Source organism: Micromonospora sp. NPDC023869, from assembly GCF_055559695.1.
The window spans coordinates 786,799-808,858 of record NZ_JBVHKD010000002.1; the positions used below are offsets into that span (position 1 = coordinate 786,799).

The 22,060-nt window shown below is 71.7% G+C and carries 18 protein-coding genes and 1 riboswitch; of the genes, 9 read left to right on the forward strand and 9 right to left on the reverse strand.

Features of this window, described 5'->3' with window-relative positions; genetic code table 11:
• Positions 1-18 precede the first annotated feature (18 nt).
• Positions 19-960 (forward strand): GNAT family N-acetyltransferase, encoded by a 942-nt coding sequence (locus ACZ31C_RS09400; protein WP_465794818.1) that lies wholly within the window; start codon positions 19-21, stop codon positions 958-960.
• A 69-nt stretch (positions 961-1,029) separates the two neighbouring features.
• A complete protein-coding gene (locus ACZ31C_RS09405) occupies positions 1,030-1,269 on the forward strand; it encodes a hypothetical protein (protein ID WP_396741997.1) in 240 nt (79 codons plus the stop codon).
• A 52-nt stretch (positions 1,270-1,321) separates the two neighbouring features.
• Here ACZ31C_RS09405 and groL read toward each other — a convergent pair whose 3' ends face one another.
• From groL to ACZ31C_RS09420, 3 genes are all read right to left on the reverse strand, one after another.
• The gene (groL, locus tag ACZ31C_RS09410; RefSeq protein ID WP_350699293.1) at positions 1,322-2,944 is read right to left on the reverse strand and encodes a chaperonin GroEL; all 1,623 of its coding nucleotides are present in this window, start codon (positions 2,942-2,944) and stop codon (positions 1,322-1,324) included.
• A 274-nt stretch (positions 2,945-3,218) separates the two neighbouring features.
• A complete protein-coding gene (locus ACZ31C_RS09415) occupies positions 3,219-4,043 on the reverse strand; it encodes a hypothetical protein (RefSeq protein WP_465794819.1) in 825 nt (274 codons plus the stop codon).
• 723 nt (positions 4,044-4,766) lie between these two features.
• Entirely contained in the window at positions 4,767-4,967 is a 201-nt protein-coding gene (locus ACZ31C_RS09420) for a cold-shock protein (RefSeq protein ID WP_099852798.1), read from the reverse strand.
• 210 nt (positions 4,968-5,177) lie between these two features.
• On the opposite strand from ACZ31C_RS09420, the gene ACZ31C_RS09425 reads away from it, so the two are divergent.
• A complete protein-coding gene (locus tag ACZ31C_RS09425; protein WP_465794820.1) occupies positions 5,178-5,708 on the forward strand; it encodes a GNAT family N-acetyltransferase in 531 nt (176 codons plus the stop codon).
• Between the two features lie 888 nt (positions 5,709-6,596).
• Here ACZ31C_RS09425 and paaN read toward each other — a convergent pair.
• From paaN to ACZ31C_RS09445, 4 genes are all read right to left on the reverse strand, one after another.
• Positions 6,597-8,270: a phenylacetic acid degradation protein PaaN gene (gene paaN, locus ACZ31C_RS09430; protein ID WP_465794821.1), complete on the reverse strand. Its 1,674-nt coding sequence runs from the start codon at positions 8,268-8,270 to the stop codon at positions 6,597-6,599.
• Between the two features lie 52 nt (positions 8,271-8,322).
• The gene (locus tag ACZ31C_RS09435) at positions 8,323-9,342 is read right to left on the reverse strand and encodes a GNAT family N-acetyltransferase (protein WP_465794822.1); all 1,020 of its coding nucleotides are present in this window, start codon (positions 9,340-9,342) and stop codon (positions 8,323-8,325) included.
• Between the two features lie 282 nt (positions 9,343-9,624).
• Positions 9,625-10,908 (reverse strand): threonine synthase, encoded by a 1,284-nt coding sequence (gene thrC, locus ACZ31C_RS09440; protein ID WP_465794823.1) that lies wholly within the window; start codon positions 10,906-10,908, stop codon positions 9,625-9,627.
• 9 nt (positions 10,909-10,917) lie between these two features.
• A riboswitch (SAM riboswitch) is annotated at positions 10,918-11,053 on the reverse strand.
• A gap of 195 nt (positions 11,054-11,248) precedes the next feature.
• Positions 11,249-11,698 carry a DoxX family protein gene (locus ACZ31C_RS09445; protein ID WP_465794824.1) on the reverse strand — a complete coding sequence of 150 codons (450 nt, stop codon included), beginning with the start codon at positions 11,696-11,698 and terminating at the stop codon, positions 11,249-11,251.
• Positions 11,699-12,072: 374 nt separating this feature from the next.
• On the opposite strand from ACZ31C_RS09445, the gene ACZ31C_RS09450 reads away from it, so the two are divergent.
• Complete coding sequence (locus tag ACZ31C_RS09450) at positions 12,073-12,393, forward strand: hypothetical protein (RefSeq protein ID WP_465794825.1); 321 nt, start codon at positions 12,073-12,075, stop codon at positions 12,391-12,393.
• Here the strand turns inward: ACZ31C_RS09450 and ACZ31C_RS09455 are convergent.
• Both ACZ31C_RS09455 and ACZ31C_RS09460 read right to left on the reverse strand, forming a co-directional pair.
• A complete protein-coding gene (locus tag ACZ31C_RS09455) occupies positions 12,383-13,282 on the reverse strand; it encodes an ABC transporter permease (protein ID WP_465794826.1) in 900 nt (299 codons plus the stop codon). The two genes, ACZ31C_RS09450 and ACZ31C_RS09455, sit on opposite strands and share 11 nt — an antisense overlap.
• Positions 13,282-16,149: an alpha/beta fold hydrolase gene (locus tag ACZ31C_RS09460; RefSeq protein WP_465794827.1), complete on the reverse strand. Its 2,868-nt coding sequence runs from the start codon at positions 16,147-16,149 to the stop codon at positions 13,282-13,284. The genes ACZ31C_RS09455 and ACZ31C_RS09460 overlap by 1 nt, the downstream gene beginning before the upstream one ends.
• Positions 16,150-16,516: 367 nt before the next feature.
• Between ACZ31C_RS09460 and ACZ31C_RS09465 the strand changes: the two genes are divergently transcribed.
• From ACZ31C_RS09465 to ACZ31C_RS09485, 5 genes are read left to right on the forward strand one after another with little or no spacing between them, the layout of a single operon-like run.
• Positions 16,517-17,689, forward strand: coding sequence for a hypothetical protein (locus ACZ31C_RS09465; protein ID WP_465794828.1), 1,173 nt, complete (start codon positions 16,517-16,519; stop codon positions 17,687-17,689).
• Entirely contained in the window at positions 17,676-20,342 is a 2,667-nt protein-coding gene (locus ACZ31C_RS09470) for a sensor histidine kinase (RefSeq protein ID WP_465794829.1), read from the forward strand. Before ACZ31C_RS09465 ends, ACZ31C_RS09470 begins: the two co-directional genes overlap by 14 nt.
• A complete protein-coding gene (locus ACZ31C_RS09475) occupies positions 20,339-20,809 on the forward strand; it encodes a roadblock/LC7 domain-containing protein (RefSeq protein ID WP_131055729.1) in 471 nt (156 codons plus the stop codon). The genes ACZ31C_RS09470 and ACZ31C_RS09475 overlap by 4 nt, the downstream gene beginning before the upstream one ends.
• Complete coding sequence (locus ACZ31C_RS09480) at positions 20,806-21,288, forward strand: DUF742 domain-containing protein (RefSeq protein ID WP_350699271.1); 483 nt, start codon at positions 20,806-20,808, stop codon at positions 21,286-21,288. The genes ACZ31C_RS09475 and ACZ31C_RS09480 overlap by 4 nt, the downstream gene beginning before the upstream one ends.
• Positions 21,266-22,030, forward strand: a complete 765-nt coding sequence (locus ACZ31C_RS09485; protein WP_465794830.1) for a GTP-binding protein — start codon at positions 21,266-21,268, stop codon at positions 22,028-22,030. The genes ACZ31C_RS09480 and ACZ31C_RS09485 overlap by 23 nt, the downstream gene beginning before the upstream one ends.
• Positions 22,031-22,060 lie beyond the last annotated feature (30 nt).

Sequence of the window (22,060 nt, forward strand, 5' to 3'; positions counted from 1 at the left end):
GATCTAGGGTCGGCAGGCATGGACGGGACCACCATCGCCGAGTTGACCGTCGAGCGGGCCGCCGAGGTGGTGGACCTGTGCCGCCGGGCGCTCGACCTGCCGGAGGACGCGGCCGAGGCGGAACCCCTCGTGGCGACGCTCTGGCACCGGGCCGCCGCCGACCGACCGGTGCGGGTGTTCGGCGCGTACCGGGAGGATGCCCTGGTCGGCGTCCTGATCGGGTCGCGCTCCGGCGAGGCCGCGCACGTGGACCTGCTGGCGGTGGCCCCGGAGGTACGCCGTCAGGGGGTGGCTCGGGCCCTGCTCGGGCACGCCGAGCGGGTGCTGGCCGAGTCGGGTGCGGTCGCGATGGTGCTCGCCGGGAACCCGCCGCACTACGGCTGGCCCGGCATCGACGTCCGCTACACCCCGGCGATCTGTCTCGCGCTCGCGCTCGGCTACCGCCAGGACGGCACCGCCTGGAACATGACCGCCGACCTGTCGTACGACTCGTCGCCCGCCCTGCGCTCCACCGAACCGGCCGAGGCCCGACTGGCCGGGCAGGGCGTGACCGTACGCCGGGCCGAGTCGAGCGACCTGCCGGCGCTGGCCGCGTTCGCGCGTACCACCTTCGGCGGGGCCTGGGACGCCGAGTTGGCCGGTTCGGTGGGCCGTCCCGACGCCGGCTGCCACCTGGCCGAGCGCGACGGTGAGGTGCTCGGCTTCGCCGCGTACGGGTCGTCCCGGCCGAGCTGGTTCGGGCCGATGGGCACCGCGCCCGCCGCCGAGGGGTCGGGGATCGGCGGTGTCCTGCTCCGTCGCTGCCTACGGGACCAGCGGGCGGCCGGCGTCGAGTTCGCGCAGATCGGCTGGGTCGGGCCGGTGCCCTTCTACTCGGGCAGCGCGGGTGCCCGGATCGAGCGGGTCTTTTTCCTGTACCGCAGGGCGCTCGGAACCCGGAACGGGTCAACCGGCTCATAAGCGCCGATAGCACCGTTCACCCACCCCGGTCATCGACGCCCCCTACGGTTTTGCATAGAGGAGGCAGCCATGACCACGGATGACGAGCAGACCCGGGACACCCTGGCGGTGCCCCTGGTCGCGGTTCCCGAGCTCCCGGCCCAACTGCCGATCGACCGGCTGGACTACGGCGACGCCGAGCAGTTGGCGGAGATGAGCGGGGCAGCCGAAGCACCCGAGGAGCCGCTCATCCTGGTCGACGAACCGGCGCCGCACCGACCACCGTACGACCGGGCGCAGCGGCGCGACGAGCGGCCGCTACCGACATAGGAAAAGGGCGGACCGCTGACGCGGCCCGCCCTTTCCGGCGTTGGAGCTGGACTCAGAAGTCCATGTCCCCGCCACCCGGACCAGCCGGGGCGGCCGGGGTCTTCTCCGGCTTGTCCGCCACGACGGCCTCGGTGGTGAGGAACAGCGCGGCGATCGACGCGGCGTTCTGCAGCGCCGAGCGAGTCACCTTGGCCGGGTCGATGATGCCCGCGGCCAGCAGGTCCACATACTCACCGGACGCGGCGTTCAGGCCGTGGCCGGCGTCGAGGTTGCGGACGCGCTCGACGACGACGCCACCCTCCAGGCCGGCGTTGACGGCGATCTGCCGCAGCGGGGCGTCCAGCGCGATCTTGACGATCTGCGCGCCGGTCGCCTCGTCGCCGGCCAGGTCCAGCTTGTCGAAGGCGGTCTTGCCGGCCTGCACCAGCGCGACACCACCACCCGGGACGATGCCCTCCTCGACGGCGGCCTTGGCGTTGCGGACTGCGTCCTCGATGCGGTGCTTGCGCTCCTTGAGCTCGACCTCGGTGGCCGCGCCGACCTTGATCACCGCAACACCGCCGGCCAGCTTGGCCAGGCGCTCCTGCAGCTTCTCCCGGTCGTAGTCGGAGTCGCTCTTGTCGATCTCGGCCCGGATCTGGTTGACCCGGCCCTGGATCTGCTCGGCGTCACCGGCACCGTCGACGATGGTGGTCTCGTCCTTGGTCACCACGACCTTGCGGGCGCGGCCCAGCATGTCGAGACCGGCGGCGTCCAGCTTGAGGCCGACCTCCTCGCTGATGACCTGGCCACCGGTGAGGATGGCGATGTCGGTCAGCATGGCCTTGCGGCGGTCACCGAAGCCCGGCGCCTTGACGGCGACCGACTTGAAGGTGCCCCGGACCTTGTTGACCACCAGGGTGGCCAGGGCCTCGCCCTCCAGGTCCTCGGCGATGATCAGCAGCGGCTTGCCCGACTGCATGACCTTCTCCAGGATCGGGAGCAGGTCCTTGACCGACGAGATCTTGCTGTTGGCGATCAGGATGTACGGGTCGTCGAAGACGGCCTCCATACGCTCCGGGTCGGTCATGAAGTAGGCCGAGATGTAGCCCTTGTCGAAGCGCATGCCCTCGGTGAGCTCCAGCTCCAGCCCGAAGGTGTTGCTCTCCTCGACGGTGATGACGCCTTCCTTGCCCACCTTGTCCATCGCCTCGGCGATGATCTCACCGACGGTGTTGTCACCGGCGGAGATGGAGGCGGTGGAGGCGATCTGCTCCTTGGTCTCGACGTCCTTGGCGAGCTTCAGCAGCTCCTCCGAGACGCTGGCCACGGCGGTCTCGATGCCCCGCTTCAGGGCCATCGGGTTGGCGCCGGCGGCCACGTTGCGCAGACCCTCGCGAACGAGAGCCTGGGCCAGGACGGTCGCCGTCGTCGTGCCGTCACCGGCCACGTCGTCGGTCTTCTTGGCGACCTCCTTGACCAGCTCGGCGCCGATCTTCTCGTACGGGTCCTCGAGCTCGATCTCCTTGGCGATGCTCACACCATCGTTGGTGATGGTGGGGGCACCCCACTTCTTCTCGAGCACGACGTTGCGGCCCTTGGGGCCGAGGGTCACCTTCACGGCGTCGGCGAGCTGGTTCATGCCCCGCTCAAGGCCACGGCGAGCCTCTTCGTCGAACGCGATCATCTTGGCCATACGGCGTTGTCCTCCTGGACACTCACGGACCAGCCGGGGTGTGCCCCGGACGGGCCGTCTGGTGTACGCACCTTGGGACGTCGCCACCTGGCGACGGCGACGTCTCCTCGGCCGGGCCGGATAGCCCGCGACGACCGGCCACTGCCCCGCCCGGGGGTCGTCCCCCGAGTGCGGCGGTGGCCCCACCGTCCCGACCAATTGGCACTCACGCCATGCGAGTGCCAATGACTTGTTTAGCACTCTGCCCTGCCGAGTGCAAGCACGACCGCCGCGATCAGCCGAGTTCGTGCGCCAGTTGGGCGTCGTTCACCGGACCCTCGTGTGCCCGCTGCTCGGCGTACGTGACGACCAGCCCGACCAACTGGGCGAGGTGGGCCGGCAGGGTCAGCAGCGCCGTCATCACCGTCACCACGACCGTGCCCACGGTCACCATCCGGGTGTCCATCGGACCGGTGCCGATCGACAGCAGCGCCGCCTGCTCGATCATGGCCGCGGCCAACGACACGGCGATCACCGCGCCGATCACCAGCGCCAACCGGCCGAGCAGCAGGCCCAGCCGCTGCCGCAGCATCTGGTGCGAACGGCCGATCGGGTTGTCCCGTTCGAACAGGTAGACCGGGCCGACCATCGCCAGCGCGAACACCGCGTAGATGCCGGGCAGGAAGCAGAGGCAGAGGCCGAACAGCACGATCATGCCGAACAGCAGGGTCCAACCCCAGAGCCCGAGCGCCCGCCGGAGCCCGTAGCGCAGGGCCGTGCCGAGGTCGACCGGGGCACCCGCCGCCTGCCGGGCGATCACCCAGGTGCCGGCGGCCCACCCCACGCACTGCGCCAGGCTGGCGATCAGACCCGCCCCGAACAGGCTGCCCACCCACACGAAGGCGTCGGCCCAGAACCCGGTGGGCAGCACGGCGCTGTCGCCGGCGAGCTGGTCCTCCCAGCGCGCGGTGGGGTCGATCACCAACCCGAGCACCGCCACCACCATCGCCGGCAGCACCTGCGTGATCAGAACGATCGGCAGCAGCACCGGCCAGCCCCGACGAACCGCGCCGACACAGCGCGCGTACCAGCCGCCCACCCCGGCACCGGGCGGATTCACCAACGGGCTGGCCGGGTCGAGGCCGTGCCCCGGGTACCCACCGTAGGGCGACGTCGGATAGGGCTGACCGGGATAGGGCAGCGGCCCCCCGACCTGGCTCGGGTACGACTGACCGGGATAGGGCTGGCCCGGGTACGGCTCACCTTGATATGGCTGACCTGGATCGGGCGCTGGTGCACCCGGCTGGCCGGGCACGCCGGACTCGGGGCCACCGCCCCACGGCGCGGCGGCCGCCGACCCCACACCCGGGGCCGGAGCGGGCTCGCCCGAGACGCCCGGCCCCGGCGACACCACGGACGGCTCACCGGCACCCGGCGGCGAGACCGACGCCGTCGGGTCAGTCGGTGGCGTCGGGGCCGTCGGGTCGACCGGCGGCGTCACGGATCCGGTCGACTGCGGGTTGGGGGCGGTGAGGTCGACCGGTGGCCGCCCGTCGCCCCGCTCAGTGGACCGATCAGTCTCGTTCGCGGATGGGTCGGGCCCGTTGGCGACTGAGTCGGGCTCGTTCACCAGCGGGGTCGGCTCGTTCGCGGGCGAGGGCCGGTCCGGCTCGTCGGGGGACGAGGACGGACCCGCCGGGGGCGGCTGGTCGGACATGGACGCTCCTCAGCGATGGCTGGATCGGCCCATGATCTTCCCTGGTCGGCCCCGGCGCCGCAGCCCTGCATCGGCCACGTTCCCAAAACCCCGTCCGACGATCAGCCGGCGAGGTCCGGGGTGTGCTCAGATGACGCGTACCCGCTCGGCCTGGGGGCCCTTCTGGCCCTGGGCGATCTCGAACTCCACCCGCTGGCCGTCGTCCAGCGCCTTGTAGCCGTCCATCTCGATCGCGGAGAAGTGAACGAAGACGTCCTGCCCTCCGTCGACGGCGATGAAGCCGTAGCCCTTTTCGGCGTTGAACCACTTCACGGTGCCCTGTGCCACGGTGTTGTCCTCACTCTGCGCGGCGTACCACAACTCCGGGCACCGGCACGCCGAGCACCCGAAGACCACCGGTTTCAGCGATCCGCGACGACCCCGAAAACGGTGACCGAAATCGCACGGTACACGAGGCGTGACGACCGCGCACGACCACAAATCGGGCGTATTCCGACTGACGGCATCGCCGTACGTCATTGTGGTAAGCATGCCGACATGACCAGCGCCATCGACGGGACCGGCACCCTGCGGGCGGACGTCCGCCGGGTCGAGCCGACGGACGCCGCCCGGATGCGGGCCCTCCGGCTGGAGATGCTCGCCGACTCCCCGCTGGCCTTCCTGGAGACGATCGCGGAGGCCGCCGCCCGTCCGCACGCCGAGTACGTCGCCCGGATCGCCCAGGTCTCGGCCGGCACCCACACCGCCCAGTTCGTGGCGGACCCCGGCGGCCGGCTGGTCGGGCACGCCGGCGGTGTCGCCCACCCCACGGAACTCGCGGTCACCGTGGTCTACGCGGTCTACGTCACCCCGACGTGGCGCGGCACGGGCCTGCTCGGGAACCTGATCCAAGCGGTGGGCGCCTGGTCCCGGGACTGCGGGCGGCGCGAGCTGATGCTCGAAGTCGTGGTGGGCAACGACCGCGCGTACCGCGCCTACCAACGGATCGGCTTCGCCGACACCGGGGTACGGGTGCCGCACCCGACCGTCCCCACCCTCCGCGAACTCCAGATGCGTCGCCGGGCGTAGTCAGCGGTCGGGCAGGGGTGTCCGGGCAGCCCACCGTGGTCGGGGTGAGGGCTTCCGGGCAGCCCACCCTGCTCCGGGCGGTCAGGCTTGATCCCTCCGCAGGGTGGGCTGCCCGGAAACCCGACCAGGTCCGGCTGGCCCCGTGGACTTGCCCTGGGTCGGGCCGCCCACTGGCCCACTCCCTGCTCGTTTCCAACCCCTGCTCGGCCTGGCCCTGCTAGGCCCAACTCCCGCTCGGCCCAACTCCCGCTCGGCCCAACTCCCGCTCGGCCCAACTCCCGCTCGGCCCAACTCCCGCTCGGCCCAACTCCCGCTCGGCGACGACGGTCGCGGGGTGGCGGACCAGCCAGCCTGTCCCTGCGGACGCGGCGCACGCCTAGTCCCCTGCGCCGCCTTTGCTCTGCTTCAACCTGCGCAACGAACAGGGCGATCCGTTCCTCCTGACAGATACCGCACCGGTAAAGCCATGACAATTGCCCAGAACCAGCACGATTTCCCGGAAGTGTTGCGTGGAGTGAAGCAGAGCAAAGGCGGCAGGCTGGAGTACCGCCGGCACCGTCCCCAGCACCCCGCCCCAGCCCTTCCCGACCCGGCCCGAAACGCAGCCCGCCCGACCGCCCCAGCCCGGCCCGGCCCGACCCGACCCAGCCCGACCGACTCGGCGCGAGCAGAGCCGGCCCAGCCAAGCCGAGCCCAGCCGAGGCGAGGCGAGGCGAGGCGAGGCTGAGCAGAACCCGGGTCCCAGGCCACCGCACGACGCGAACGGCACCCCTGCCCCGTCCGCCGATCAGCTCAGCTCATGCTCTGACGGTGACTCACCGGGGTTCCGGGGCACCCCGCACCGCAAGCACCCGGAACCCCGCACCGCAAGCACGAAGCACACACCCCTTAGGCGTGCCGCCGGCTCTGCACGATGCGGAAGCGGTTGGCGACGTACGCGCCGTCGGTGAGCGCCGAGTTCGCCGCCGCGTTCGCCCCGCTTCCGTGGAAGTCGGAGAACGCCGCCGACTGGTTCACGAAGACGCCGCCGGTGAGGTTGCCGGACAGGTGCACCCCGACCTCGATCGCAGTGTTCTCGGCGGCGTCCAGCACCGCCTCGTCGGTCGAGTACACCGCGGCGGTGAGCGCACCCTTCTCCCCCACGGTCGCGCGGAGGATGTCGAGGCTGTGCGCGGTGGAGTCGGTGGCGATGGCGAAGGAGATGGGTCCGAACCACTCCCGCGAGTAGGTCGCCGTCTCGCTCGCGTCCAGCTTGACGACCGCCGGCGTACGGACCACCGCGTCCGGGAACGACGGGTGCGTGACGGTACGCGACTCCAGCACTGGCGTACCGACCTTGGTGACCTCGTCGAGGCGGTCCAGGACGCCGTCGTTGACGATGGCGCCGGTCAGCTCGACCCCGCGCGCCGGGTCGGCGGTGAGCTTGCCGACGGCGGCGGCGATTCCGGCGGCCACCTCGTCGAAGCTCTTGTGTCCCTGGTCGGTGTCGATGCCGTCCCGGGGGATGAGGATGTTCTGCGAGGTGGTGCACATCTGGCCGCTGTAGAGCGTCAGGGTGAAGCCGAGGTTGCGGCACATCCCGGCGAAGTCGTCGGTGGAGTCGACCACGACGGTGTTGAGCCCGGCCTTCTCGGTGTAGACCGCCGCCTGCCGGACGTTGGCCTCCAGCCAGTCGCCGTACTCGGTGGAACCGGTGAAGTCCACGATCTTGACGGCCGGGTGCAGGGCCAGGGTGGAGGCCAGCTTCTCGCCGGGTGCCTCGGGGGCGAGCAGGACCAGGTTCGGGTCGAAACCGGCCTCGGCGAGCACCTCCCGGGCGTAGCGCACCGTCACGGCCAGCGGGAGTACGGCACGCGGGTGCGGCTTGACCACCACCGGGTTGCCGGTCACCAGGGACGCGAACAGTCCGGGGTACGAGTTCCAGGTCGGGAACGTGTTGCAGCCGATGACCAGGGCGACGCCGCGCGGCACCACGTGGAACGTCTTGGTCATCCGCAGCGGGTCGCCCTTGCCGGCGGCCTTCTCCCAGGCGGCGGTCCCGGGGTGCCGGGTCATCTCCGCGTACGCGTAGGCGACGGCCTCCAGCGCCCGGTCGAGCGCGTGGGCGCCGCCGGCCTGGAACGCCATCACGAACGCCTGCCCGCTGGTGAACTGCACGGCGTTGGCCAGTTCGAAGACGTGCTTGTGCAGCCGGGCGAGGATCTCCAGGCAGACCCCGACCCGCGCCTGCGGACCGGCGTCCCGCCACGCGGGCAGCGCCGCGGACGCGGCGGTGACGAGTTGGTCGGCGGTGGCGTGCGGGTAGCGGACGTCCAGCGGGACGCCGAACGGGCTGGTCTCCGTGGCGACCCGGTCGCCGTCGCCCGGCTGGTCGAGCGGGAAGTCTCCACCCAGGTACGCCTCGAAGGCGGCCTTGCCGTCGGCGGCCGCGGTCTCGCCGTACACCCGGGGGCTGGGTGATTCCGGATAGGCGGACCAGTACCCGCGCTCCGTGATCGCGGTCAGCGCGCGGTCGAGGGTGTCGGCGTGCCTGTCGTAGAGGGGGTGCGGGGTCTCCGTCATGCCCGCCATCATGCAACAGGAAGCCCCGGGATCAGTAGGGGCGTGTCACACCTCAGACGTCGAGCTGCCAGTTGCTCCACCGGTCCATCACCCGGAAACCGAGCTGCTCGTTGATCGTGATCATGTGATCGTTGCTGTCCGCGTTGAAGGTGTCGATCACCTGGACGGCGGGCTCGTGGGCGAGCAGGTGACGAAGGTTCTCGATCTTCGTGAGCAGACCGAGGCGACGCCCCCGGTGCTCCGGGTCGACGATGGTGATCTGTTGGAAGGCGTGCCAGTCAGCGGTCGGTGACATGTCGAGCAGGGTCCAGGCGACCAGTCGACCGGACTCCCGGTGCCGTACGCCCGCGTGGTAGCGCCGCTTGCCGCGCGCTTCGAGCGCCCGCTCGGTGCCGCGTACCCGCTCCGCGTCGACCTGCTCGGGCTCCCACGCCAGGTCACCCATGGGCGCGTCGGCCAGCAGTCGCCCGTCCAGGTACGCGACGTCGGCGATCAGGTCGTCCGGCGTGTTCCCGCGCCAGAACAGCACCTCGTAGCCGGTGGCCCGGGACCGGGCGTCGGCGAGCAGCGTGTCCAGTGCGGCCTGGTCCAGCTCGGCGACGTGCAGTCGCCGCCGTACGTCGGCCAGGGCGTCGACCGCGCCGACGGTGGCGGCGAACCGGGTGGCCGGGGCGGGTTGGTCGGGATCCTCGCGCAGGTGCGCCCGGCTCATCGCGCTGACCCGTTTGCGTCCGCGCTCACGCAGCAGGCGCAGGCCGCGCTCGAACAGCGCCCGACCGACTCCCCGGCGGCGATGGTCCGGATGCACGACGAGTTCGGCGGAGGCGTTCTCGGTGTTGTCCAGCTGCGGCAGGTCGAGCAGCAGGTAGCCGGCGGGGACGCCGTCGACGTGGGCCAGCAGGGCGAGCGTCTCGGTGCCCGGCATCGGTTGGTGGAACAGCGAGGCGAACCGCTGCCGGCTGAACGGGGGGTAGTCCGGCAGGTCGGTGGCGGAGTAGTCGGCGCCGACCCGGAACGCCTGCTCGATGGCCGACTCGTCGTCGGCACCGAAGGAGGTGATGGTGATGGCCATGTCCGCAGCCTGCGCGACGACGAACGAAGGGGCCAGCGATTATTCGCCGGCCCCTTCGGAAAGCTTGGTCGGGAGGGACGATCGCACAACGCCTCCGGCGCTGGGTCGTAAAGACTGAAAGTCTACGGCGAAACGCCCTCCCGCACGAAGCATCTTGCGCCGCCCGGTTCCTGCCGTCAAGTACTCGACGGCGTGTTTTCTGCACTCACCGCTAAAAGCCCGTTACCCGGCGGATCGGTCGGCGTGCACCATGCCACCCGGTCGACGGGCTCGCGGTGTGCCTCAGCCGAGCAGTCCGGCGTCGCGGGCGGCCCGCAGCGACGGCTTGATCCGGTGGGTCGGCCCGACCTCGCCCGCGACGGCGTCGAGCGTCTTGAGCCCCTCGCCGGTGTTGTAGACCACCGTCTCCGCGGTCGGGTCCAGCTTCCCGGACTCGACCAGCTTGCGCAGCACCGCGACGGTCACCCCACCGGCCGTCTCGGCGAAGACCCCGGTGGTACGCGCCAACAGCCGCACGGCGGCCCGGATCTCGTCGTCGTCGGCGTAGTCCATCCAACCGCCGGTCCGGCGTACCGCCTCCAGGGCGTACAGGCCGGCGGCCGGGTCGCCGATGTTGAGCGACTTGGCGATCCCGGTCGGCTTGACCGGGGTGATGGTGTCACCGCCGCCGTGCAGGGCGGTGGCGATCGGGTTGCACCCGGCCGACTGGGCGCCGAAGACCTTCCATCCGCCGGCCGGCGCCTCGACCAGGCCGATCTCGACCAGCTCGCTGAACGCCTTGTCGACCTTGGTGAGCAGCTCACCGGAGGCCATCGGGATGACCACCTGGGCCGGGATCCGCCAGCCGAGCTGCTCGGCGACCTCGTAGCCGAGCGTCTTGGAGCCCTCCGCGTAGTACGGCCGGACGTTGACGTTGACGAAGGCGGTGTCCTCGAACTCGTCGGTCTCCACCAGCTCGCCGCAGAGCCGGTTCACGTCGTCGTACGAGCCGTCGATGGCGACCAGTTCACCGCCGTAGACGGCGGTCGTCACGACCTTGCCCTGCTCCAGGTCACTGGGGATGAAGACCACCGACGGGGTACCGGCCCGGGCCGCGTGGGCGGCGACGGAGTTGGCCAGGTTGCCGGTGGAGGCGCAGGCGAACCGGGAGAAGCCGAGTACCCGGGCGGCGGTCAGCGCGACCGAGACGACCCGGTCCTTGAACGAGTGGGTGGGGTTGGCGCTGTCGTCCTTGATCCAGAGCGGGCCGGTGATGCCCAGCTCGGCGGCGAGCTGGTCGGCGGCGACCAACGGCGTAAAACCGGGGTCCAGGGTGACCCGGGTGGCCGGGTCCTGGCCGGCGGGGAGCAGCGCCGCGTAGCGCCAGATGTTCTGCGGGCCCGCCTCGATCTGCTCGCGGGTCACGGTGGCGAGGGCCGCCGGGTCGTAGTCGACCTCCAGCGGGCCGAAACACTCGTAACAGGCGTGCTGTGCGGCCAGCGGGTAGCGGGCGGAACAGGCACGGCAGACCAGGGCGCGGGCGGGGCTGGCGGTGGTGTCGATTCCGGGGGCGAGCGTCGACGTCATGTCCGAGTCCTCTCATCTTCCCCCACATCGCACTCTGCGGCGGGGACGGAATTGGCACCTGCCCCACGGGACGCTCAGCGATGAGCGCGTGGGGTGGTTGCCGGGGCGTCGTCGGGCCGTATCCCTCAGCCCCTCTGGATGAGGTATTCAGTTGTGCCGCCGAGTCTAGGCAATCCCGGCGCGCTCGTCAGCGTTCGATCTCAGCCTGTGAGCGATTCCTCACCGCCGTCACCGCCTGAAAGACCGCGACGACCCTGGACCGGAGGAGCTCCGGCGGTGCCGGAGGAGACCCGGTCCAGGGTCGCGCACGAGCGTCGGCCTGGTCGCCGCACCAGCCGGATCAGGCCGGTACGGACCTGCGTTCGGCCGCCTTCACGTCCAGCGCGGCCCCGCTGCGCTGGCGCAGCAGGTTGTCCACCGCCCAGCTACCCGGACCGAGCACCGCGATCAGCAGGAACGACCAGCAGAACAGCACGGACAACTCGCCGTGGTTGCGCAGCGGCAGCAGCGCCTCGGGCTGGTGGACGACGAAGTAGGCGTAGGCCATCGAGCCCGACGCCACCAGTGCCGCCGGCCGGGTGAAGAGGCCGACGAGCACGAGGGCGCCGCAGACGGCCTGGATCAGCGCGGCCCACCAACCTGGCCACGTGCCGAGCGGGACGGCTTCACCGCTCCCCCGGGCACCGCCGAAGACGCCGAATAGGGACGACAACCCGTGGCAGAGAAACAGCAGGCCGATGACCATGCGGAACAGGGACAGGGCCGGCCCGCCGAACCGGTCAGTACGCATTCCGGAACCTCCATTGTGGATGGACGAGGGCATCCAGAATGCGGGACTGATAAATATTTGTCGATGCAATCTCTTCCTTTGGGAACGCTCCCACATCGATGGTAGCGACTGGAACTTCCAAAGAAACCCCCCGCGACGATGATCCTTTCGGTCACTCTCGGTAAGTTCCCCTGTACACGGTCGACACATGACGGCAACATGTTGCGCCCACACCGGCCGGAGCCGGCCATCCAGCCGGGTCTGGAGGCGGCCACCTTCGTCCCACCAGCCGGTACGCCGAGCGGTACCCGGTCCCGCGATGCCGCCACGGGGGATCGCGGAACCGACCGGCGCGGCGGCTCTACGACGGCGAGGGGGCACGGATCACCGTCCGGGTGGTCCCCGGGGCGGCAGGGATCGCCTCGGGCTTCGACGCCCCACCCCGGCCGCTGGTGCTGGCACCGGGCGACGCGGCCGGGGCGGCCGTGATCTGGCGCAACCTGGTCGACGATCCGACCGTGGTCGCCACCGACGCCGCGCGCCTGGAGATCGCTTCGGTGACCGGACAGCCGGCGCAGGACCTCGACATGGAGGGGCCGATCGACCTCGGCAACACCGGCCGGATCGGAGTCAGCGCCTGGAAGGAGCGAACGGCGTCGACGCCGACGCCAGCCGACCGGACGGACGGCGGCGTCGACGCCGCACTCAGCTGGTGATGTCCTTGCGGGTGAAGCGCCAGAAGGCGAGCCCCCAGAAGAGGGTGGCGTAGCAGATCGCCGAGATGGCGCCCCGGACGATGTCGTCGGTCTGCACGGGCGTGGAGAGCAACCCCAGCCAGGCGGTGCTGTAGTGGGTCGGCAGGAACGACCGGATCGCGCCGAGCGCGGTGATCTGGTCCAGGATGCTGGAGAGGATCCACAGCAGCACCGCACCGCCCACCGCGCCCAGCGCGGCGTCGGTGACCACCGAGAGCAGGAACGCCAGACCGGCGACGACCAGCAGCACCACCGCCAGATAGCCGAGCACCGCGAGCAGGCGGAGCAGCCCCTCGCCGGGTTCGAGCTGCGCGGCGACCGTGCTGCGCAGGGGTGACCAGCCGTACCGGAGGGTGCCGATCAGCAGGGCCGTGCCGGCGAGCAGCACCAGCGCGAACGCCGAGTACGCGAGCGCCACCAGCAGCTTCACGGTCAGCAGCCGGGCCCGGGGCACCGGCACCGCCAACAGGTAGCGCAGGCTGCCCCAGCTCGCCTCGCTGGCCACCGTGTCACCACTGAACAGCGCCACCACCACGACCAGCAGGAACGAGGCGGAGACGAAGATGGTGAACAGGGTGAAGTTCAGCCCGCCGGAGGTGGCGAACGAGACCAGGCTGCCGAACTCCCCCCGGCCGCTGTCGTCGTCACCCGAGTCGAACTGGAACGCGATCAGGATGATCAACGGCAGCAGCACCATGAAGCCGAGCGCCAACTGGGTACGCCGCCGCGCCGCCTGTCGGCGGAACTCGGCCCCGAACGGCAGCGTCCTCGACGGCCGGTAGCCGGCGGCGGCTCCCGACGGAGCCACCCCGGACTCCTCCCGCGTCGGCTGCACGGTCGATCCCGCCATCACCGGTCCCCGCTTCCCCGAGAGTTCTCGCCCACCAGGGCGAGGAACGCATCCTCCAGGCGACGCCGGGGCACCACCCGGTCCACCCCGATACCGGCCCGCACCAGCTCGGCGACCACCTCGCTACGGGCGGTGCCGTTGGTGTCCACCACCAGGTGCCCGTCGGCGTCGTCCAGCACCCGTACGCCGCCGAGGTCGTTGAGCACGTCCCGGGCCGCGGTCGGGTCGCTCACCTCGAACAGCACGCTCGGCGAGTCGCCGACGATGTCCTCCACCGGCCCGGAGGCCACGATCCGGCCCTTGTTGACCACCACGGCGTGCGTGCAGGTCTGCTCCACCTCGGCGAGCAGGTGACTGGAGACCAGCACCGCGCGACCGTCCGTGGCGTACCGCTGGAGCACCCGACGCATCTCGGCGATCTGCGGCGGGTCCAACCCGTCGGTCGGCTCGTCGAGCACCAGCAGCTCGGGCAGGCCGAGCATGGCCTGGGCGATGGCCAACCGTTGCCGCATGCCGTGGCTGTACTTGCGGACCCGCCGGTGCACCGACGAGCCCAGCCCGGCGATCTCCAGCGCCTGCTCGAAGTGCGCGTCGGCCTCCGGTCGTCCGGTCGCCCGCCAGTACGCCCGAAGGTTCTCCAGGCCGGACAGGTGCGGCAGGAACCCGGGCCCCTCGACGAGCGCGCCGATCCGGGAGAGCACCGGCGAGCCGGGCACCAGCCGGTGCCCGAAGACATAGATCTCCCCGGCCGTCGGCTGGGTCAGCCCCATCAGCACCCGCAGGGTGGTGGTCTTGCCGGCACCGTTGGGCCCGAGCAGGCCGACCACCTGACCGGGGTGCACCTCGAAGTCCACCTCGGAGACGGCCACGAAGCCGTCGGCGTACTCCTTGCGCAGATGGCGCACGGCCAGCGGGGTGTCCGCGTACTCGGGATGGATCGAGGTGTCCTGACGGCGGTGCCGCAGGCGCAGCACGGCCACCAGCACGACGAGCCCGATCACGATCGCGGCGATCAGCCCGACCAGCACCCAGCGCCAGAGCGCCGCCTCGGTGGGGATCGGGTCGCTGTCGACCGTCGGCAGGCTGACCGGCGTCTCACCGACCGCGACCGTGTAGACGGCCGGCTCGATCGGGGTGGTGTACGCCTGGTCCGAGGTGGCCACCACCAGCCGAAGCCGGTGCCCGGCCTCCACCCGGTGCACGATCGCCGGCAGGGTGACGGTGACCGGCTCGGCGGCATCGACGGTGGCCGACAGGCCGGTGAGCCGGATCGGCGCGATCAGCCCGCTGGGCAGGGTGGCCGCCCCCTCCGGGTCAACGACGTAGAGCTTGGCGAAGAGGACCGCCTCGCCGCTGCTCGACGCGGCCCGCAGCGAGACGGTGGGAGAGCCGACGATATCGACCGCCTCGGTCAGCGGCTCGGACTCGAACCGGGCGTGCTGCCCGGGTATGTCACCGGCAACGCCGCTGAGCAGGGAGCTCAACGAGCCGGCGAACGGCACCGAGGAGATCGCGGCGGGGTTGCCGCCGGGCGGGTTCGCCACCGGCTGGGGCGGCCCGGCCACGGTCACCTCGCGGCGGGAGTCGCCGCCGAGACCGGGGTAGTCGTCGGTGCGGTATCCGGTGGCGACCAGCCCTCGGTCCATGGCGTCGAAGCCGGCGATACGGGAGAAGGTGAAGGTGTCGCCGGGCGCGTCCCCGGTCTCCGCGACGTAGTGGTCGAGCCACTGCGCGGTCAGGAACTTCACCCGGTCGGAGTCGGTCTGCGGTCCGGAGCCGCCGTCGTGGCCGCCGGTGAACCAGGCGACCCGCACCGGGGTGCCGTTGGCGGCGATGCCCCGGGCGTTGGCGTCGGCCTCGCCGAGCGGGAAGAGGGTGTCCGCCGCGCCCTGTACCAGCAGGGTGGGCGCCTCGATCCGGTCCAGCACGCCGGCCGGGCTGGAACGGCGCAGCAGGTCGACGGCGGCCTGGTCGGCCTGACCGGTGGCGGCGATGCGCAGGTACGCGGCGCAGACGTCGGCGGCGAACCGGCCGCAGGAGGGATCGGGCAGGCCACCGGCGGCCGGGGCGCCCGGTGCGGTGCCCGGCCCCTGGCCCGGCGCGGGGCTGGGCGGCCCGGCGTCCGGCGCACCCTCCGGCGACTCGGCGCCGGTGCCGGAGATTCCGGCCGGCCCGGAGCCGACGGCGCCGCCGCCACCGAAGAAGATGCCGGCCCAGCCGGACTTGAACACCCCACCGGTCGGTTCCCCACCGGTGCTCTCCGGCAGGAAGGAGCGGGACAGGTCGTTCCAGGTGATCATCGGGACGATCGCGTCCACCCGCTGGTCCTGGGCGGCGAGCAGCAGCGCCAGCGCGCCGCCGTAGGAGCCGCCGACCACACCGACGCGGGGGTCGCCGGTCGCGTCGGTCCGGATCTCCGGGCGGTCGGCCAGCCAGTCCAGCAGTCGTTGCGCGTCGCGGACCTCGTGGTCGGGGCTGTCCAGGTGGATCTGGCCACCGCTGCGGCCGAAGCCCCGGGCGGTCCAGGTCAACACCGCGTAACCCCGGTCGGCCAGGTCCTCAGCGTCGGTGCGGACCGAGTTCTTGGTGCCGCCGAAACCGTGCGCGAGCAGCACCGCCGGCACCTTCCGGTCGGCGGCGGCCTCGCGCGGCAGATACAGCGTGGTGTCCAGGTCGACGGGCTCGTCGCCGTTCGGCCCGGATCGCACGGTGAGCATCGCGGACTCGGTCCGAAAGCTCGGCCGCTCCGGCCACACCGCCCAGACGACGACCGCCGCCAGCAGGGCGACGGCCACTGACGCGGCGACGGACCGGCGGCCGGTGGGTAGGGCACGACGAATCCGTGCGGCCGAGAACGGCGATCTCATGCGGCACACGGTACGGCCCGCAACCTGAGTGGTAGCTGAGATCCGCCGTACGTCCGTCCTACTCGGCCGATCGTCATCCGCAAGGGGTCGACCGCACATCCTCCGCAGCGAACCTTTGGGATGAATTCGCATCCTGGAAATTAATGCCTTTCACTGGAAACTACGCGTAACTACGACGTATCTCCACGGAAAGAGCCACCCACCGTAGTCAATCAGTTAATCCTCCGTCACATCGCTCGAAGTGACGCAAACCTGACCCGGAGAGACCCATACAGACAGTCCCCGTTCGATTAGTTTTCCGGTCCGGCGCACGGGACCGGCTCCTTGACGCCATCCCCCGACCACTGCGCCACCCGGAGGAGAAACCATGACCGTTCCCGCTTCGCGGGTCCGTCGCCAGCCCCGGACACCGGGCCGCATACTGCCGCTGCTACTCGCCACCGCGCTGCTGCTGCCGGTGGCGTTCCTCGTCGTACGGGCCCATCAGTACATCGACGCCGACCGCGAGGCCCTGAAGCAGGAGCGGCTGGGCGTGGAGTACCTGCGCGCCCTCGGACCGGTGACCGAGGCGCTGGTGGACGCGCAGAGCGCCGCCGTGGCCGACCGCCAACCGCCTCGGGAGAGCCTCCAGCAGGCCGTCGAGCGGGCCGCCGCCGTCGACGCCCGCATCGGTGGCGAGCTGAGCACCAGCGAACGGTGGGCCGGGATCCGGGCCAAGCTGGAGGCGCTGCCCGAGCGGTCGCTCGACCCGGAGGCGGCGTACAGCGCCTACCGGGAGGTCACCGACCTGCTGCTGGCCCTGCACGGCAAGGTACGCGAGACCTCCGGCCTGATCCGGGACTCCGGTGCCGCCTCGTACTTCCTCCAGGACGGCGTCGGCGAGGAGATGCCGGAGGCGACGGTGGCCGCCGGGCGACTCGTCGACATCGCGGTCCTGGCCCAGCAGCGGCCCGCCAGCGACCGGGTACGCACCCTCAGCGAGCTGGCCACCCTGCGGCTCGCCGCGTTGCAACCCGCCAACGACCTGGTCAACAACCTGCGCGCGGTGGTGGACAGCTCGGCCAGCGCCGACCTGGGCGCGAGCGTGCTCACGCCGTTCGACGCCTACCAGCGGGCGGCCGAGGCGATGGCGGTCCACTCCCAGCCGGACAACCGGACCGGCACCGTCAACCTGGTCCGGCTGACCAGCGCGCGGGACGACGCCCAGCGGGCCGCCACGCAACTCCAGCCGATCCTGCTCGACGAGATCGACCGACTGCTGGTGGAGCGGATCGACCAGCTCGACCGGGACGACCTGCTGACCATGGTCGCGGGCGGCGTCGCCGGACTGCTGCTGGTCGCCCTGGCGGTGAGCGGGTGGTTGTCTCGCCCGAGAGACAACACCGGCCGGCCGCAGGGCACCGACGCCGAAGCCGGCGACCCGGAGCAGCCAGCCGACAGCCCGTGGGAGCCCACCCGTACGCCGGGCGACCGCGCGCTCCAGCCGGTCGGGCACGGCCACGACCCGGATCGGTGGAGGCCCTTCGATGCTGCTCGATAGGCTCCGGATCCGGGGCAAACTCGCCCTGTTGGTGCTCATCCCCCTGCTCTGCATGCTCGGGCTGACGCTGCCGGTGGTGTGGGAACGCGCCGGGGTCGCCCAGCGAGCCGGCGACATCGAGAGCACCGTCAGGGTCGCCAGCCGCGTCGGCACCCTGCTGCAACACCTCCAGCGGGAGCGGATGCTCGCCATCGGCCTGCTGCTGCGGCAGGTCGAGCGCACCGACCTGGTGCAGGAGATCGCGGAGGTGGACGACCTGATCGTCGACCTGCGCACCGAGTTGGGTGACGAACTGTCCCCGGAGGTGACGACCGCGCTCGACGGGGTCCGGCAACTCGCCCAGGTACGCACCGCCACGCTGGCCGGACAGGCCAGCCCGGATCAGGTCATCGGCGCGTACGGGCCGGTGCACATCAGACTGATCGACTCGTTGCGCCTGCCGTACGACGTGGACACCCGCACCTCGGCCGGGCGGCAGGTGCTGGCGCTGGACGGGATCCTGCGCAAGAGCGAGGGACTCGGCAGCGGCGCCGCCCTGCTGGTGCTCGTCGCGGCCAGGCCCAGCCCGCAGCTCGCCACCGTCTTCGTGGCCAACATGGCCACCCTCCAGTCGCAGACCACCCAGTTGCTGGGCCTGATCACGCCCGAGCAACTGGCCCTGATGGACATCGAGCAGGCCGCCCTGGACGCCCGGACCGGGCCCGGCTTCCTGGACCAGAGTTCGCTGGACCCGGTGGGCGCGGTGTCGCAGACGCCCGTCGAGGTCCTCTACCCGACCATCTCCTCACTGATCACCCTGGGTCAGTTCGTGGAGAAGAAGCTGGTCGCCGACGTGACCGCCGAGGTCCGGGCGGACCGGCAGACCGCCCTCGCCGAGGCGTACTGGGTGACCGCCCTGGTGCTGCTGATCCTGGTCGTGGTGGTGTTGCTCGCCCTGGCCATCGGCCGGACCGTCGCCCGGCCGCTGACCCGACTCACCCGCTCCGCCGACCGGGTCGCCCGAGTCGCCGAGTCCGAACTGGTGCGGGTCGCCGACGACGAGACCGACACCGCCCAGCCGATCCGGCTCGACCGGGTCGACGTGCGCGCCCGGGACGAGATCGGTGACCTGGCCCGTGCCTTCGAGCGGGTGCAGAGCACCGCAGCCCAGTTGGTGGAGCGGCAGGTGGCCAGCCGGCGCAACGTGGCCCAGATGTTCGGGCACGTCGGCCGGCGTACGCAGAACCTGGTCGGCCGGCAGATCGCGCTGATCGACCGGCTGGAGCAGCAGGAGGCCGACCCGGGACGGCTGGAGAGCCTGTACCGCCTCGACCACATCTCCAGCCGGCTGCGACGCAACGCCGGCAACCTGGTGGTGCTCTCCGGCGCCACGGGCGACGTCACCCACGTGGCGCCGGTCCCGCTGGCCGACGCGGTCCGACTCGCCCTCGGTGAGATCGAGGACTACACCCGGGTCGACGTCGCGGTCCCGGCCGAGGTATCGGCGGCCCCGGCGATCATCGGTGACCTGGTGCTGGCGTTGGCCGAGTTGATGGAGAACGCCACGGTCTTCTCCCCGCCGCACACCCGCGTGGTGGTCGGCGGCGAGATCACCGAGGACGGCGCCCGGCTGACCGTGGTCGACCACGGGATCGGCATGACCGAGGCACGGCTGGCCGACGAGAACGTCCGGCTCACCCGCCGGGAACGGCTCGACCTCGCTCCGACCGAGGTGCTCGGACTCTTCGTGGTGGGTCGGCTGGCCCGCCGGCACGGCTGGGGCGTCGGTCTGTCCGCGACGCCGGGCGGCGGCGTCACCGCCACCGTGCTGATCCCCCGGGCGTCGCTGGTCTTCGGCGCCGGCGGCGTGATCCCCACCGCCCGGGCCAGCGTGCCCGTCGCGCTGCCCACCCGGCACCAGCCGGACCCGGGCGCCCCGCCGCCCATGCCGGCGCTGGGCGGCCCGGCCCAGGCCGAACCGGTGCCGGTCGGGGCCGGCGGTCCGGTCCGGCCACCGGTCGAGGCCGCCGCGCTGCCCGGCTTCGACCAGACGCTGCTCAGCCGGGCCACCGAGAGCATGGAGCTGGGTGCGTCCTGGGACGCCTTCGCCACCGCTCCGGGCACCGTGACGCCGGACCACACCGTCACGCCGGACCACGCCGTCACGCCGGACCGTCCGGCCGTCGGCGATCCCGCTACACCGGCCGGGACCGAGCCGGCACAGGGGCCGCCGCCCACCCCGCCCACCCCGACAGCGCCGACAGCGCCGAGCGGCCCGACCGGCCCGTTGCCCGGCATCCGGCAGCGGGTGCCCGGTGCCAGCCTGTCCAGAAGTGCACCTCGGGTGGGTCCGGTGGACGCCACCGGCGCCGACCCGGTCGCCGCCCGCGCCCTCGTCGAGCAGTTCGAGTCGGGCGTACGCCGGGCCGAGCAGAGCCGGGCGGCGGCGCTCCCGCAGCCGGTCGAGCCCGCGCCCTCCGGTGCACCCACCCAACTGAGCCGGCGGGTGCCGGGCGCAAACCTGATCGCCACCACGCCCCGCCAGACGATGGCGCAGAATCCCGGTGACCCGGCCGAGGTCCGCGATCTCATCAACGCGTTCGAGACCGGCGTCGCCCGGGCTCTGCGCGATGTCCGTCCCGACCGCAGCGACGAAGAAGGAACGCCACTTTGACCAGCCCGCACGTACACGAGAACCTCGACCACCAGAGTCACCCGGCCGGCGACCTCAGCCCCGAGGCCCGCACGTTCAACTGGCTTCTGGACACCTTCACCTCGAGCACGGCAGGGGTGCTGGAGGCGATCGCCGTCTCGTCCGACGGGTTGCTGATGGCCATGTCCGCGATCAAGGACCGGTCCAACGCGGAGCGGCTCGCCGCAGTGGTCTCCGGCATGACTAGCCTGGCCGGCGGCGCCGCGAGCTGGTACGCGCTGGGCGGGCTGAACCGGGTCGTGGTGGACATGGCCGAGGGTTACCTGCTGATCAGCGCGATCAGCAGCGGCTCGGTGCTCGGTGTGGTCGCCGACCGGTCGGCCAACCTCGGCACCGTCGCGTACGAGATGACCCTCTTCGCCGGTCGGGCCGGAAGCGCGCTCACCCCGCGCCTGATCGCCGAGCTCAAGAACTCCGTTCAGCAATGAATCCCGACGCCGCCGGTGCGGAACCGGAGCCGGTGTTCCGGATCCGGCCCTACCTGCGCGAGCCCGCCCCGGCCGGCGACGCCGGACCGGCGGACGCACCGGCGGCGGTCGGATCGGAACCGGAGGCGGCCGGTCCGACCGGACTCCGCCCGTTCGTGCTCACGGCCGGGCGGGTGGCCGGCGCGGACCCGTCGATCGGCCTGGAGACCCAGGTGACCGCCCGGCCCGGCCCCGAACCGTGGACCAGTGTGACCGCCCGGCTGACCCCGGAACTCCAGGCGATCGTGGCACTCTGCGGCGACCCGATCTCGGTCGCCGAGATCTCCGCGAAGACCCGGTTGCACTTCGGTGTGACCCGGGTCCTGGTGGGCGACCTGCGGGCCGCCGGCCATCTGGACGTACACGTCAACGATGCCGACGACGCCCTCGACCCCGACGTCATCCTGCGAGTGATTGATGGACTTCGTGCAATCTCCTGACTGGCCGGTCGCCCCGCAGGGCGCGCTCTCCGCCAACAGCGCCGCGGCCCGCTACGGCGGCTCCGCGCCGGTCCCCCCGTCGGTGGGACGGGCCACCCCGCCGCCACCCCCCGCCCCGGTGGCCCCGCCACCGCCGTACCGGCCCTTGGCGGGGTCCGGTGGTACGGGTGCGCACCGCCGGACCCCGCCGATCCCGGTCAAGATCCTGGTGGCCGGGGGCTTCGGAGTGGGTAAGACCACCACCGTGGGCGCCATATCGGAGATCGTGCCGCTGACCACCGAGGCGGAGATGACGATCGCCGGCATCGGGGTCGACGACCCCGGCCAGCGCTCGGACAAGACCACGACCACGGTGGCGATGGACTTCGGCTGCGTCACCATCGACCGCAGCCTCAAGCTCTATCTGTTCGGCACGCCCGGCCAGGCCCGCTTCGGCTTCATGTGGGACGACCTGGCCCGGGGCGCGCTCGGCGCGCTGGTCGTGGTGGACAGCGCCCGGCTGGACGACTGCTACCCGGCGATCGACTTCTTCGAACGGGCCGGCCTGCCCTTCGTGGTCGGGGTGAACGCCTTCGACGGGCATCTGGCGCACGACCTCAACGCGATCCGGTGGGCCCTGGCCATCGGTGAGCACGTACCTCTGGTGCAGTTCGACGCCCGGGACCGGCTCTCGGTGCGGGACGCCCTGCTGGTCGTCCTCGATCGGGCGCTGGACCGGGCGATCCGGGACAAGCGGGCCTGAGCCGACCGGCTCACGGCCGCTCGTGGGAAG

Bases quoted from the DNA above. Each gene is read 5' to 3' on its own strand.
- ACZ31C_RS09485 (WP_465794830.1), top strand. From the start codon at position 21,266: ATGGACTTCGTGCAATCTCCTGACTGGCCGGTCGCCCCGCAGGGCGCG.
- ACZ31C_RS09465 (WP_465794828.1), top strand. From the start codon at position 16,517: ATGACCGTTCCCGCTTCGCGGGTCCGTCGCCAGCCCCGGACACCGGGC.
- ACZ31C_RS09405 (WP_396741997.1), top strand. From the start codon at position 1,030: ATGACCACGGATGACGAGCAGACCCGGGACACCCTGGCGGTGCCCCTG.
- groL (WP_350699293.1), bottom strand. From the start codon at position 2,944: ATGGCCAAGATGATCGCGTTCGACGAAGAGGCTCGCCGTGGCCTTGAG.
- ACZ31C_RS09455 (WP_465794826.1), bottom strand. From the start codon at position 13,282: ATGGCGGGATCGACCGTGCAGCCGACGCGGGAGGAGTCCGGGGTGGCT.
- ACZ31C_RS09445 (WP_465794824.1), bottom strand. From the start codon at position 11,698: ATGCGTACTGACCGGTTCGGCGGGCCGGCCCTGTCCCTGTTCCGCATG.
- thrC (WP_465794823.1), bottom strand. From the start codon at position 10,908: ATGACGTCGACGCTCGCCCCCGGAATCGACACCACCGCCAGCCCCGCC.
- ACZ31C_RS09435 (WP_465794822.1), bottom strand. From the start codon at position 9,342: ATGGCCATCACCATCACCTCCTTCGGTGCCGACGACGAGTCGGCCATC.
- ACZ31C_RS09400 (WP_465794818.1), top strand. From the start codon at position 19: ATGGACGGGACCACCATCGCCGAGTTGACCGTCGAGCGGGCCGCCGAG.
- ACZ31C_RS09480 (WP_350699271.1), top strand. From the start codon at position 20,806: ATGAATCCCGACGCCGCCGGTGCGGAACCGGAGCCGGTGTTCCGGATC.
- ACZ31C_RS09470 (WP_465794829.1), top strand. From the start codon at position 17,676: ATGCTGCTCGATAGGCTCCGGATCCGGGGCAAACTCGCCCTGTTGGTG.
- ACZ31C_RS09460 (WP_465794827.1), bottom strand. From the start codon at position 16,149: ATGAGATCGCCGTTCTCGGCCGCACGGATTCGTCGTGCCCTACCCACC.
- ACZ31C_RS09425 (WP_465794820.1), top strand. From the start codon at position 5,178: ATGACCAGCGCCATCGACGGGACCGGCACCCTGCGGGCGGACGTCCGC.
- paaN (WP_465794821.1), bottom strand. From the start codon at position 8,270: ATGACGGAGACCCCGCACCCCCTCTACGACAGGCACGCCGACACCCTC.